The following is a 12,659-nucleotide window of genomic DNA, read 5'->3' as shown; positions in this document are numbered from 1 at the left end:
TGGATCGCTGCTCGGCAGTCCGAGCACGAGCGATGAGTGAGATCGGGTGACCTGTATCCCCGTACAATAGAGCACGTACGCAGAACTGAAGAAGAGAAGCAGCCCGAAAAGAAGGAAAAGCGTATGGATCGTTCCTCCCGCGCTCAGACCGCTGCCGACAGTGAATACGAATCCGATGCATAGTCCGAAAGCGCCGAGAATGGTTTTGAATACCACTGCAAAACGGGTTCCATTGCCCTGTGGTGGTTCGTCTCCGCCGGTTGACTCTGCTGAATCCCTCCAGTGATACGTATTACTACAGCGATGAAAGATTTTGCCGAGAAGGGGGTGTGTTAATAGGCGGCCAACAACTACGTTCTCAGAACGTCGAGAGGTCGCCCTCGATCACGCTACGCGTGATTTCGGTCACGTTCGCGAGTTCCCGATCGACGATCGCGGCGGCGTCGTCCTCGACATCCGACACCGCGACGCCCTCGTCGGTGACGACCTGCACGTCGGCGACGTGGGGCTGGTCGATCGGCCGGCCGATCTGTGACAGGAGCCGCACGCGCAGGTCGCGGATGCCGTCGACCTCGCTGACGACCTCTTCGGCGATCTCCGTCGAGAGCAGGTTGTAAATCTTCCCGATGTGATTGACCGGGTTCTTGCCGCTGGTCGCCTCCATCGACATCGAACGGTTGGGCGTGATGAGTCCGTTCGCGCGGTTCCCGCGGCCGACGGAGCCGTCGTCGCCCTGCTCGGCGGACGTTCCGGTGACCGTGAGATAGATCGACCCCTCGTCGTAGTCGTCGGCCGTGTTGACGTGCACGTCGACATCGCGGTCGGTGTGTGCGCGCGCAACGTCGTCGACGAAGTCCCGGACGGACTCGACGGCCTCGGCGTAGTCGTCGAGATCGGCGACGTACTCGTCGACCATCGCCGCCGCGACGGTGACATCGATCTCGTCGCCCTCGCGCTTGCCCATGATCTTCACGTCCGGGCCGAGTTCGGGGTTCTCGTCGGCGTACTCCCCGTTCAGTCGTCGCTCGGCCTCGAGAACGATCCGTTCGGTTTCGGTCAGCGGCGCGTGGCCGACGCCGAAACTCGTATCGTTGGCCATCGGGACGCTCACTTCGTCCTCCCCGAAGACTTCCTGCAGGTCGCCGCTCCCCTCCCCGAGTTTGACGTCGACCACGACGTCCTCGCCGACGGTCAGTTGGGGGATGTTCTCCTCGAGGTACTCCCGTGCCGCCCGCAGGGCGATGGTTTCGGCGGGGATCGTCTGGCCTTCGTAGTGTTTGGTCGCGCGGCCGACGATCAGCAGATAGATCGGGTCGACGACCTCGCCGCCGCCGAAGGCGGGCGCTGCCTCGCCGGCGACGAGTTGCGTCTCGTCGGTGTTGAAGTGTAGTACTTCACCGACGCGATCCAAGTACTCGCGTGCGAGCGCCCCCGCGACGCTCTCGGCAATGCCATCACAGATAGAGTCGGGATGTCCGATCCCCTTTCGTTCGACGATTTCGACCTCCTGATCCTCGACCGCTTGCCGATCGATAGACTCGATCCGGATATTCCGCTCGCTCATTGGCGGCTCTAAACGGAGCGAGGTGGTATAACTTGCGAAAACAGACACGAGATGGAAAATGCTTATCGGTTATGTATCTGTCGGCGAACGGCCGATAGCAACTGAAACGATTTACATACTGATCGCAACACCGTCCTGCGATCAGGTGTGCATTGACGTTCAGTTGCTACTCTATTCGGCCCCCAGCAGCAAGCCGAGATAGGACGTCCGAAGCTGGTCGTCTGGCTCCAGTTCGAGCCGCTCGAGTACGTCGTAGGCACCGTCACGAGCCGCCTCGAGATCGGATTCGTCCACGACGTCGGTTTCGACTTCGACGTACTCGCCGACGTCGTCGACCGAATCGAGGGTGACGGTGTACCCCTCGAGCGCGAACCGTTCGCGCTCCTTGCGGACCGTCGCGGCGGCCTCGAAGCCGAGGTTCGTCAGGATCGCGTCGGCCGTCTCGCGATCGCCGACGGCGGTCTCGAGTTCCTCGCGGGTCTTGGACTCGTCGTCGACGAGCGGACCCTTGTAGGTAATACGGGTGTCCGCGGACCCGCTGTCCGGCCTGTCTCTTATACACATCTCNGTAATAGGTGTCGACCTGCACGACGCTCCCGCGAGACTGCGCCTCGATGGCCGCGAGGCGGTCGCGGACGGCAGCGAGATCGGCGGGGACCTTCACTTCGACCTCGTACATGCCCGGGGGGACGGCCGGCGGTCGTAAGTATCGGTCGCTCTCGTTCGAAAACGTCGTACTTAAATGTCGACGGCGGGACGTACAACGTATGACTGAGGATCAAGAGGCCGAGCTCGAGGAGCAGGCCGATGACGTCGACGAAGCAGGAGCCGAAGAAGACGCCGACGGACTGCAGGAAGGCGACTTCGTCGAACTGGAGTACACCGCGTACACGACCGAGGACGAACAGCTGGTCGATACGACCGACCCCGAAGTCGCCGAGGAGGAAGGCGTCGACGAGCAGGGCCAGGAGTTCAAGCCGCGAACGATCGTCGTCGGAGAGGGCCACATCTTCGAGGCCGTCGAGAACGACATCGTCGGCTCCGAGCCCGGCGACTCCGGGACCGTGATCGTCCCCGCCGAGGACGCCTTCGGCGAGTACGACCCGGACGACGTCCAGACCGTCAGCGCCGAAAAAATCGACGAGGACGACCGCTACCCCGGTGCGAACGTCCAGATCGACGGCCAGCAGGGCTACATCAGTACCATCATCGGCGGGCGCGCCCGCGTCGACTTCAACCACCCGCTGGCGGGTGACGATGTCGAGTACGAGTACACGATCGCCGACGAGGTCGACGACCGCGAGCAGCAGGCCGCCGGCCTCTTCGAGATGTACCTCGGGATGGAGCCCGAACTCTGGATCGAGACGGACGAAGTCGAGGAAGAGGTCCCCGTCGAGCCCGACGACGACGAGGACGAAGACGCCGAGCCCGAGTTCGAGACCGAAACCGTCGAGAAGGAGACGCTCTATCTGGAGGCCACGCCCCAGATGACGATGAACCAGCAGTGGATGATGGGCAAACAGCAGATCGGCCAGGACATCATCGAGAAGGTCGGCGTCGACCGCGTCATCGTCCAGGAAGTCATCGACGGCATGGGTGGCATGGGCATGGGCGGTATGATGGGTGGCATGGGCGGTATGGGCGGCGGCGACATCGAGGAGGCTCTCGAGGACGCCGACGTCGATGCCGACGAGATCGTCGACGAACTCGAAGGCGCAGAGGAGTAACACGCCGCAGTCGCCGGCCGGTTCGGCTCGGAGACGACCACGAGCGTGCGTTCGCGACTTTTTCCCACCCCACTCGTGAGGCTAGCCGATGATGGGCAGTTCGATAGGCGACGCTCCGGGGCCGGGGTCACCCACTGAGACCGGCGAGTTCAAACAGCGACGCCGCCTCGACGGTCACCGAACGGACCGCTGCGATCACGCCGTTTCACGCCCGAACAGGAGGGCCGACGGAAGCGACTGGTTCCGTCCGGCGGCGTCGAGTAGTCCCACTCACGCGATGTCGCGGCTCGTGTCGATCGCGACCTCCTCCGTCAACTCGAGTTTGATCGCGTCGGTCGGTTGGCTGCCGCCGCGGAACTTGGGGATCGTCAGGTGGTTCTCGAGTTCGGTGCCGGCGATCTCGGTTCGGAGATCGAAGACGGCGTCGGCGGCGTGGTAGGTCCGGGACCGGTTTTCGGGTTCGTCGTCGGCTTTCAGGCAGTGGAGGACGGCGATGCTCCCCGTCTCGAGCATCTTGGTTTTGAGTTCGTTGAGGAAGGTGACGTACGCGTCGGTCTCACACCGCTCTAAAACGTCCATCGTGTCGATGATGAGGTTGGCCCCGTCGGGAAGGGCTCCGATGAGCCGGGTCGCCTCCTCGAGCGGCGTGTCGCTGGTGACGTGTCTGACCGTCGGGCTTCCGACCGAGGACGGCGAGGCCTCGATGGCGTGGCGGACGGCGTCGTCGGAGCGTTCCGTCGAGAGGTAGAGCGTCCCGCGGGCGGCGGTGAGTTCGTAGAGAAGGAACTCGGATTGGCTGGCCGGGTCGGCCGTGTAGGCGACGATACACCCCGGCGGGAGCCCGCCGTCGAGCTTTCGATCGAGGACGTCGATTCCAGTGTCAAGCCGGCCGACCATACAGTTGTTTCCAATTGCTGCAGTGTCTGTATAACTCTTTGCCTTAAGTTTTGCTCCCTGACATCGGCGCTGACGGCGCGCTCGGGCACCGCGAGTCATCGCATCGAATGGAGAGATTCAAGGGGCACGCCACAGCCTACACGAACGAATGCGTCACGATCACCTCATCACGAGCAAACAACTCTCGCGGGGGGACATCGAGACCGTCCTCGACTACGCGGCCGAGATCGACGCCGATCCGTCGGCGGTCGCCGACCGCCACGCCGACACCCTGCTCGGCCTGCTCTTCTTCGAACCGAGTACGCGGACGAAGATGAGCTTCGAGACCGCGATGAAACGACTCGGCGGCGATGTCGTCGACATGGGCTCGGTCGACTCCTCGAGCGTGAAGAAAGGAGAAACGCTCGCCGATACCGTCCGGGTCATCGAGGGGTACACCGACGGACTCGTCCTGCGCCATCCCAAACAGGGCGCGGCGACGATGGCCAGCGAGTTCGTCGACGTGCCGCTGGTGAACGCGGGGGACGGTGCCGGCCACCACCCTACCCAGACGATGCTCGATCTCTACACGATCCGGGAGAACGCCGGCCTCGACGACCTGACCATCGGTATCATGGGCGACCTGAAGTACGGCCGGACCGTCCACTCACTGGCCTACGCGCTGACGAATTTCGACGCCCAACAGCACTTCATCAGTCCGGAGAGCCTCCAGTTGCCCCGCGAGGTCGTCTACGATCTCCACCAGCAACAGGACGGCACGGGGATCAAGGAACACGACTCGCTCGAGGGGGTGCTGCCCTCGCTCGACGTGCTCTACGTCACGCGGATCCAGCGCGAGCGATTCCCCGACGAAAACGAGTACCAGAAGGTCGCCGGCGAGTACCAGATCGACGCCGAGACGCTCGCGGCCGCGAGCGACGAGTTGACCGTAATGCATCCGCTGCCCCGCGTCGACGAAATCGCGCCCGAGATCGACGAGACGCACCACGCGGCGTACTTCGAACAGGCGCACAACGGCGTCCCGGTCCGGATGGCGCTGCTTGATCTCCTGTTGAGCGACGACACGCGTATCGGCGGTGATAGCAATGAGTGACGATCACGATCACCACGACGGGAACGACGACCACGAACTGCGGGTGAGCAAGATCCGCGACGGCACCGTCATCGATCACGTCCACGGCGGGCAGGCGCTGAACGTCCTCGCAATCTTGGGTATCGACGGCACCGAGGGTGAGGAGGTCTCCGTCGGGATGAACGTCCCCTCGGATCGGCTCGCGCGCAAGGACATCGTCAAGGTCGAAGGTCGGGAACTGAGCCAGGACGAGGTCGACGTCCTCTCGCTGATCGCGCCCGACGCGACGATCAACATCGTCCGCGACTACGACGTCGTCGAGAAACACCGCGTCGAACGCCCCGATATCGTCGAGGGCGTCCTCTCGTGTCCTAACGCCGGCTGTATCACGACCGGCGACGAGCCCGTCACCTCGCGGTTCTCGGTGCTCGAGGACGGCGTCCGGTGTTCGTACTGCGGGACGATCGTTCGCGACGAGATCGCGTCGCTGATCGATACCTGATCCGGGGGGTCGCGGCCGACGGGTTCGATTCTCTCGCCGAGACGAGTATCCAGAATACATAAGTATTTGCCGGCCGTTTTTCCCGACGTACATGTCACGTACCGCCAAGATTGCGCTCGCCCTGTTCGTCATCGCCGTCCTCTACAAGGTCGCGTTTAGCGGCTCGTCGGACGTCGAAGTCGACTACGAACCGACCGAAGAATAGCACCGATTCCGAACGGCTTACGGGGACGGCGGCGTACACTGAGCTATGTACGGCGTCGTCACCCGGAACGCCGAAGAAGTACGGTGGCCGGAGTTCGACCGCGGCTTCTACGAAGTCAAGGACGTGACCGGCCGGTCCGCCGAGCCGATCGCCGACGGGGTAAACATGGTCTCGTGTTTCGGCGACAACGCTGCCGCCGACGCCGACCCGTCGCTGGTGCCCGTCGACGACATGGGTCGGCCGGCCGACCGCGAACGGTCCTATTTCGACTGGGCGTATATCTGTCCCTCCCGCGAGGACTACCGGCAGGGCCTGTTCGAGGTCATCGACGACTGCGTCGCGGAAAACGAGGACGTCCGCCTCGACGACATCGGCTTTCCCCGCGCGGAGTACTGCCGGTGTGGCGTCTGCGAGCAGGCCTTCGACGCCAGCGAGTACGACGACCGCATGGCGTGGCGGGCGAGCGTCATCACCGATTTCGTCGCCGCGGCCGCCGACCGGATTCCCGGGACGGTCTACATGACGCTCTACCCCGACCCGTACCCCGGCCACCTCTACGAGCGCGCCGGCATCGATCTCGCAGCGATCGCCGACCACGTCGACGAGTTCGTCGTCCCGTTGTACGATACGGCGTACGGTACGACCTACTGGCTCGAGACGATCGCGAAGGGGTTCGAGAGTGCGCTCGAGACGCCGTTTAATATCGAATTGTACGCCGTAAACGTCGATGTGGATAACCTGATCCACGCGCTCGAGGTCGCCGAGGAGTACGCCGAGGGCGTCTTCTTCGGCTACGAGGCGAGTAACGGGCGCGCGGCACTGCGCCGAATGCAGGCCGACCAGCGCGACGGCGTGACACACGGCGACCCGGGGACGGAATCGGACCCCTGACCGGGGCGAGCCGCTTACGATCGGTCCGACGCTCGCTCGAGCCGATCGTAAGCGGTTATTACACGCCCGTGGCCGGTCGTATCACGGATTACTCTGGGACGATGCGATGGGATCGTCAGCCCGGTTTTTCGATCCGGCGTCTGTCGGTTACGAGTGATTGGGCCGGCCGAGCGACTGCAACCGACGACGCCCTTTATTTGCGTCTCGGTCGCCTGCAGTCGTGACCGAGGATCGGCGCTCATCGTGGATCCTCAGGTGATGACTATGAGAGAGCAACAAAGCCAGCAGTCGACGGACACGAACGCCGAACGGATGGCGGAGTCGACGATGAACCAGAGCCAGCAGGCCATGGAACAGCTCTTGGACCTCCAGCGAAACGCGGCTCGGATGACGCTGAGCGCGCTCGAGTGGCAGGAGACCGCCCAGCAACAGGGCCTCGAGATGACGAAATCGATGCTCGAGAGCGTGCCGGGGCCGCAGTTTACCGAGTCGATGATGCAGAGCTATCTGCAGGGTATGGAGGCCGTCATGCCGGAGATGGAGCAGGTGATGGAACAGGGGATGCAGGCCGCCGCTCAGCCACAGATGGAACAGATGGAGCAGATGGGGACTCGGATGCAGGGGATGGGGTCGCCGAGCGGGATGGCAGGGCAGGAGGGTCGCCAACAGGGACCGCAATCACAGCCGCAGACTCGAATGCAGCCACAGCCACAAGGCGGGCAACGGTACCCACAGCCGCAAACGGAACAGGGGCCGAGCGGCCGTCCGCAGCCTCAACAGTCACAGCAGTTCCCACAGACGGGTGAGTGGGTTACGCCACAGGAATACGGCGGCGAGTCGACCGGCACCGCCGCCCCGCAGCAACAGCCGCAGCAACAGCCGATGGCGGCTGCACCCACACGCTCGAGCGATGTCGGGACCGGACAGTTCGGCGGCCAGTCACAGGGTGGCGAACCCGACCGGCCACAGCGGGGAGCCGAAGAGGGGCGGGGCACCGGACAGGGCCAGTTCGAGGGGGAACGACAGCCCCAGCCACAGGAGTCACAGCCGCGACCGGGGGCACAACAGGGCTCCGGACAGCCCGGGGGGCAGCCCCGCAGCGGTGCCCGGACACAGCGCGGGGGCGAGCACGAGCGCCAACAGTCGCCCCCGGGACGGACCGACCAGGGCCGTTTACGGGACCAGTATTCACAGCGAATCGACACTGACCGGCCCGAGAGAGGGGAACGAGGTCGCCAACGGCGCGGCGGCCGATCGGCCGCGCGCGAGCGACCCGGCCAGGAGCCGGCAGCGGATACCGACCGCGATCGGGACCGCGATGAAACGACCCGATCCCGCGAGCGGCGGGCGAGAGAGGAGACCGACGTGACGTCGGAGCAACCCCGGCGGCGGACCGAAGAGAACAGCGGGAACGAAACGCGAGGCTCGAATCAGCAGTGAGTCACGGGGTCGACGCTTCCCGGTACCCAGTCGCCGCTCGAGGAGCGTGACACCGGCGTGTACGGCGAGGTCACTCGGATCGATAGTGTCGAACCGAAAACGGAAACGGAGCAGGGTCTCGATCGCCGGTTCGAGGGGGCGGGAGGAACGAGTTACCGGGTGTCGTGGCCGCTCGCGCCGTCGTCATCGTCGTCGCCGATGAGCTGATCGTCGTCATCGTCGCGGATCACGCCCTCGTCGTCCCGGCCGCTGATATCGGCTTCGTCCCGATCGATGCCGCGGTCCTCGGTGCCGGTGTCAGCCCCGGTCCCGCGCCCCATCTCACCGCCACCGGTGGCTCCCGTATTGCGGCCGGAGGGGTCGGTCTCGAGATGGATTTCGTCGTCGGTCACGCGACTGACTGCCTCCGTCTGGAGCGGATAGGTACGCTCGCCGCTATCGCTCCAGCCGAGTGTCGCCTTGATCGAGTCCGTGATTCCGGGGTCCGGTTCGACGTGGGCCGTCCCGTGTTCGATGTCGACGACCATCCCGACTTCGTCACCGTTGGCGTTGACGACGCGTTTGCCGATGTCGTCGTCGGTAAACTGTGCGGACATTGCACGTCGGTTGACGGTCGATTCGCGCAAGGTCGTGGTGCTTGCGGGTGCTTGCGGCCGGCTACGTGTGTGAGTGACCGAGACCGACGCGCGGCGTTACTCGAACGCCGGGTCGCGCCCCGCCAGGAAGGCGGCGACGCCCTCCTCGTGGGCGTCGGACGTCCGGGCCTGGGCCTGGAGCAGGTTCTCGTAATCCAGGGCTTCGTCCCAGGAGCGGCCCAGGTTCTCGTGCATGGCCTGTTTCATCATCCCGATCGTGGCCGTGGGACCGTCGGCGAGTCGCTCGACGGTCTCGGCGACGCGGTCGTCGAGCTCCGCCGCAGGGATCGCCTCGTTGACCAGGTCGAGGTCGGCCGCGCGCTCGGCGTCGAAGAACTCGCCGGTGAACGCGAGTCGTTTCGCGGCTCGCAGCCCGACGATGTGGGGGAGCATGACGGTCCCGCCGGTGTCGGGCACTAGACCGACTCTGACGAACGCGCAGGAAAACGTCGCGTCGGCGGCGGCGTAGGCGATGTCGGCGAGTGCGACGAGCGAGAGCCCCGCACCGATGGCGTCGCCGTTTACCTTCGCGACGATCGGCACCCGACACTCGAGCATCGCCTCGACGACGCGGCCGAAGGTCTCGGTGACATTTTCGTAGGCGTCCTGTGAGCTATCGGGGGTCTCCGACAGCATCTCGAGGTCGCCGCCGGCGCTGAATGCCTCGCCCGCGCCCGTGAGGACGATCGCGTCGTGTGCCTCGGGGGTCGCGTCCGCGATCGCATCGGCCAGTTCGGCGGCCGTCTCCCCGGTGAGCGCGTTGAGCGCGTCCGGTCGATCGAACGTGAGTCGCAACACGCCATCGTCGTCAGTGATTCGCATGCCACACACATCGGCCCCCCGGATAGTAACTGTGGGCGGTTCGCTGGCGGGCCGCCGTGCAGCATCGCTCGCGGGGCGTAGTAGGCGTGGCGCTCGAGCGGCGACCCACGAACGGCGAGACCGTTCGGGCTCGCTCGAGCGGGACACAAGCATCGAGTCGGCCGTCCGGCGGGACGAGGGGGACGGAGCGGAGTCAGTTCGAGGGGATCGGCGGGGCGGCGGTGTCCTCTTCGGTCACGTTGAGTTCGGCGGTAACCAGCGCGCGGTAGGCGCGGCGCAGCCGTTCGGAAAGCGCCTGATGGGAGATATCCAGTTCCTCGGAGAGTTCCTGCATCGAGACTTCGCGAGGGATCTCGAAGTAGCCGTGGTCGATCGCCGCGACCAGCGTCTCGTACTGGCGGGCCGTCAGGCCACACTGGGAGTGACTCTCCTCGGCGAGATCGAACAGGCGGACGATCGTCGGCGTGACGTCGTTATCGTCGAGCCGATCGTACAGCGAACTGACGCTCTCGCGGTCGACCACGCGGACGCTGAGCAGCCATGTGCCGTTCGACGCTGAGGCGCTCAGCACCGTGCCGTTCTCCTCGAGCGTGAGCTCGAACGGGTCGACGGTGTCGGGTTTGAACTCGATGTCGTAGAGCCAACGGTCCTCGTCGCTGCTGATCAGGGAGTAGGTGCCGATCGCCGAGGCCTCGTCGAGGGCCGATTCGATCTCCGCCTGGGAGGGGCCCGACAGCCAGAGTCCGTGGCCGCTCGAGGCGATCACCCGTTCCATTTCGCACGTGAGCGAAGGGACGGCCTCGAACAGTTCGCCGGTACCGGTTCCGTCGGCCGGAATCTCGATGTCTGCGATGGATGTCATGAGTCTCACCCGTTGATTGAACCACCATGTCCATAATCCCACTTCCAAACCACTTAGAGACGGTTAGAGCGAATTACACGCGTTCTGATCGGTTCGAACGCGAGTGTGCGACAGCGTCGCGAACGCGGCAGTTCAGCGGCGACGGGGGGTCCCGACCAGCAACTGGACGGCGACGACGACGATCACGGCGACGGCGAGCAGGGCGAGCGCGATCGGCACGATCGCGTCGATCCCGCGGGCGATAAACGAGACGCGAATCTGGGTCGGCATGGTACGTGGAGTGTACGCGACCATCATCGTCGCGCCGAACTCGCCGAGCGCCCGGACGAACGTCAGCACGATCCCGGCGGCGATGGCGTTGCGCGCCAGCGGGAGCGAGACCAGCCACACCGTCCGAAGGCGGCCGTATCCCATCGTCCGCGCGGCCTCCTCGAGTCGGGGATCGACGCCGTCGAAGCCCGCGCGGGCGGTGACGACGAGAAACGGGGCGGCGACGAACGTTTGGGCGAGGACGACGCCGGCGCGGCTACCGGTCAACGGCAGTCCGACGGCTGCGGCGGCTGCACCGATCGGCGTGTATCGACCGACGACGGTCAGGAGCATCACGCCGCCGACGATCGGGGGGACGACCAGCGGGAGCAAAACGAGCGCTTCGACCAGCCGCTTGCCGCGAAAGGACGCCCGCGAGAGGACGTACGCCAGCGGTACGCCGAGGACGGTCGCGATGGCCGTCGAGATCGGTGCCGTCAGCAGCGAGGTCCCGATCGCGTCCCGAACCGCCGGGTCCGCGAGCCCAGCACCGACAGCGACGTCTCGCATGCGGAGCAGAAAGACCGCGAACGGGACGACGAAGTAAGCGAGCAACAGCGCACCGAGCAACGCCGGGACGGCGAGCCCGCTTGGCAGCCACTCGCGGCCCGCGCGATATCGGGGGTCCGCATCGGCTCCTGCCGCGTCCCCGTTTCGCTCCGGTGTATCGGTTCGGGTACGGTCCGTGTGACTCATGGCCCGATCGCCTCCGGGGGAGCCCCGTGAAACCGGGGCAACGAATCGTCGACGCGCAGACCGTGCTCGGTCAGTAGCGTACCGTTCTCGAGCAGAAAGGAGACGAACTCGCGGCCCGCAGCCGGAGCGTCGGCGTCGGAGCACACCGTCGCGTTGTAGACGACCGGCGTCCCCTCGACCGTGTGGCCGCCGTCGGTGGTGTAACTCGCCCGCGCGTATCGGTCAGCGAACGCGGCATCGCCGAAGTTGTAGGCATCGTCCAGCCGCCGGACGGCGACATCGCGCACGGCCGCCATGTTGCTGTAGGCGACCGCACACGCCCGATCGCCGTTCTCGAGGCCGGCGAGCAGTTGGGGTTCGTCGGCGACACGGGCGACTTTGTCGGCCATCGCGTCGCGAAAGCCCTCGAGCTCGTGTGCGCGTTCGGCGAGTTCGAACAGGAGGAGCGCCCGGTAGCCCAGCGGGTCGAGGTCCGGGTCGCTGATCGCGATCGCGCCCTCGTCGGCGGTCGCGAAGACCTCGTACCACGGCTCGCCGGCCGCGAGCCGCGAACCGAGGGCGGTCTCGGGCGCGTAGGCGATCACGACTTCGTTGGCCGCGAACTCGGCGTCCCAGTCGGCGTGGTCGGGATAGAGGCGCTCCCGCAGGAGTTCGACGTCGGCACCGATCACCACGTCCGGATGCTTCGTCCCGTCTTCGACCAGCCGCAGCACGGCGTTGGTCCCGTAGTACTCGCCCTCGTACCGCAGACCGGACGCGGACTCGAACGCCGGGCCGATGCCGTTCTCGAAGGCGGCGGCCAGACTGCCGGCGGCGAGCACCCGAACGCCGTCAGTGCTGCCGAGACAGCCCGCGACCCCGACCAGCCCCGCCGCGAGTCCGCCCGTCGCGGCGAGGACGCGCCGGCGACTCCGCGGGCCGGACTCGACGCGGCCGTCGCGACTGTGCATACGTACCATTGGAGGAAGCGCACAAATACAACTGGTTTCGGTTCCTATATCGTGAGAATACAACCGGGAGTAGTTACTCCCGACGGA

The 12,659-nt window shown here is 65.5% G+C and carries 12 protein-coding genes and 1 pseudogene; 5 read left to right on the top strand and 8 right to left on the bottom strand.

Features of this window, described 5'->3' with window-relative positions; genetic code table 11:
• Nucleotides 1-358: 358 nt before the first annotated feature.
• Together C487_RS14905 and cyaB are read right to left on the bottom strand one after the other, a co-directional pair.
• Nucleotides 359-1,564 (bottom strand): methionine adenosyltransferase, encoded by a 1,206-nt coding sequence (locus tag C487_RS14905; protein WP_006186638.1) that lies wholly within the window; start codon nucleotides 1,562-1,564, stop codon nucleotides 359-361.
• Nucleotides 1,565-1,735: 171 nt separating this feature from the next.
• Nucleotides 1,736-2,243, bottom strand: a pseudogene (gene cyaB, locus C487_RS14900) (class IV adenylate cyclase).
• A gap of 88 nt (nucleotides 2,244-2,331) precedes the next feature.
• Here cyaB and C487_RS14895 point away from each other — a divergent pair.
• Complete coding sequence (locus tag C487_RS14895; protein ID WP_049908177.1) at nucleotides 2,332-3,291, top strand: FKBP-type peptidyl-prolyl cis-trans isomerase; 960 nt, start codon at nucleotides 2,332-2,334, stop codon at nucleotides 3,289-3,291.
• 270 nt (nucleotides 3,292-3,561) lie between these two features.
• Here C487_RS14895 and C487_RS14890 read toward each other — a convergent pair whose 3' ends face one another.
• On the bottom strand, nucleotides 3,562-4,188 hold the full coding sequence (locus C487_RS14890; protein ID WP_006186635.1) for an RAD55 family ATPase: 627 nt from the start codon (nucleotides 4,186-4,188) through the stop codon (nucleotides 3,562-3,564).
• A 148-nt stretch (nucleotides 4,189-4,336) separates the two neighbouring features.
• Here C487_RS14890 and pyrB point away from each other — a divergent pair, with 148 nt between their 5' ends.
• From pyrB to C487_RS20680, 4 genes are all read left to right on the top strand, one after another.
• Entirely contained in the window at nucleotides 4,337-5,281 is a 945-nt protein-coding gene (gene pyrB, locus C487_RS14885; protein WP_006186634.1) for an aspartate carbamoyltransferase, read from the top strand.
• Nucleotides 5,274-5,762 (top strand): aspartate carbamoyltransferase regulatory subunit, encoded by a 489-nt coding sequence (gene pyrI, locus C487_RS14880; protein ID WP_006186633.1) that lies wholly within the window; start codon nucleotides 5,274-5,276, stop codon nucleotides 5,760-5,762. The genes pyrB and pyrI overlap by 8 nt, the downstream gene beginning before the upstream one ends.
• Nucleotides 5,763-6,012: 250 nt before the next feature.
• Nucleotides 6,013-6,858: a hypothetical protein gene (locus C487_RS14875; protein ID WP_006186631.1), complete on the top strand. Its 846-nt coding sequence runs from the start codon at nucleotides 6,013-6,015 to the stop codon at nucleotides 6,856-6,858.
• Between the two features lie 258 nt (nucleotides 6,859-7,116).
• A complete protein-coding gene (locus tag C487_RS20680; RefSeq protein ID WP_049908176.1) occupies nucleotides 7,117-8,298 on the top strand; it encodes a hypothetical protein in 1,182 nt (393 codons plus the stop codon).
• Between the two features lie 152 nt (nucleotides 8,299-8,450).
• Here the strand turns inward: C487_RS20680 and C487_RS14865 are convergent, their stop codons facing one another.
• The 5 genes from C487_RS14865 to C487_RS14845 form a co-directional block, all read right to left on the bottom strand.
• Nucleotides 8,451-8,894 (bottom strand): hypothetical protein, encoded by a 444-nt coding sequence (locus C487_RS14865; protein WP_006186629.1) that lies wholly within the window; start codon nucleotides 8,892-8,894, stop codon nucleotides 8,451-8,453.
• Between the two features lie 96 nt (nucleotides 8,895-8,990).
• Nucleotides 8,991-9,755, bottom strand: coding sequence for an enoyl-CoA hydratase/isomerase family protein (locus C487_RS14860; protein ID WP_006186628.1), 765 nt, complete (start codon nucleotides 9,753-9,755; stop codon nucleotides 8,991-8,993).
• 193 nt (nucleotides 9,756-9,948) lie between these two features.
• Nucleotides 9,949-10,617, bottom strand: coding sequence for a helix-turn-helix domain-containing protein (locus C487_RS14855; protein ID WP_006186627.1), 669 nt, complete (start codon nucleotides 10,615-10,617; stop codon nucleotides 9,949-9,951).
• A gap of 132 nt (nucleotides 10,618-10,749) precedes the next feature.
• On the bottom strand, nucleotides 10,750-11,622 hold the full coding sequence (locus C487_RS14850; protein WP_006186626.1) for an ABC transporter permease: 873 nt from the start codon (nucleotides 11,620-11,622) through the stop codon (nucleotides 10,750-10,752).
• Nucleotides 11,619-12,572 (bottom strand): extracellular solute-binding protein, encoded by a 954-nt coding sequence (locus C487_RS14845; RefSeq protein WP_049908184.1) that lies wholly within the window; start codon nucleotides 12,570-12,572, stop codon nucleotides 11,619-11,621. Before C487_RS14845 ends, C487_RS14850 begins: the two co-directional genes overlap by 4 nt.
• Between the last annotated feature and the right edge of the window lie 87 nt (nucleotides 12,573-12,659).

Origin of the sequence: Natrinema pallidum DSM 3751 (genome assembly GCF_000337615.1) — an archaeon.
Classification (GTDB): Archaea; Halobacteriota; Halobacteria; order Halobacteriales; family Natrialbaceae; genus Natrinema; species Natrinema pallidum.
Note: the sequence above shows the minus strand (reverse complement) of the source record. Positions and strands in the feature narration are given on the sequence as shown.

Bases quoted from the DNA above. Each gene is read 5' to 3' on its own strand.
- C487_RS14905 (WP_006186638.1), bottom strand. From the start codon at position 1,564: ATGAGCGAGCGGAATATCCGGATCGAGTCTATCGATCGGCAAGCGGTC.
- C487_RS14895 (WP_049908177.1), top strand. From the start codon at position 2,332: ATGACTGAGGATCAAGAGGCCGAGCTCGAGGAGCAGGCCGATGACGTC.
- C487_RS14890 (WP_006186635.1), bottom strand. From the start codon at position 4,188: ATGGTCGGCCGGCTTGACACTGGAATCGACGTCCTCGATCGAAAGCTC.
- pyrB (WP_006186634.1), top strand. From the start codon at position 4,337: ATGCGTCACGATCACCTCATCACGAGCAAACAACTCTCGCGGGGGGAC.
- pyrI (WP_006186633.1), top strand. From the start codon at position 5,274: ATGAGTGACGATCACGATCACCACGACGGGAACGACGACCACGAACTG.
- C487_RS14875 (WP_006186631.1), top strand. From the start codon at position 6,013: ATGTACGGCGTCGTCACCCGGAACGCCGAAGAAGTACGGTGGCCGGAG.
- C487_RS20680 (WP_049908176.1), top strand. From the start codon at position 7,117: ATGACTATGAGAGAGCAACAAAGCCAGCAGTCGACGGACACGAACGCC.
- C487_RS14865 (WP_006186629.1), bottom strand. From the start codon at position 8,894: ATGTCCGCACAGTTTACCGACGACGACATCGGCAAACGCGTCGTCAAC.
- C487_RS14860 (WP_006186628.1), bottom strand. From the start codon at position 9,755: ATGCGAATCACTGACGACGATGGCGTGTTGCGACTCACGTTCGATCGA.
- C487_RS14855 (WP_006186627.1), bottom strand. From the start codon at position 10,617: ATGACATCCATCGCAGACATCGAGATTCCGGCCGACGGAACCGGTACC.
- C487_RS14850 (WP_006186626.1), bottom strand. From the start codon at position 11,622: ATGAGTCACACGGACCGTACCCGAACCGATACACCGGAGCGAAACGGG.
- C487_RS14845 (WP_049908184.1), bottom strand. From the start codon at position 12,572: ATGCACAGTCGCGACGGCCGCGTCGAGTCCGGCCCGCGGAGTCGCCGG.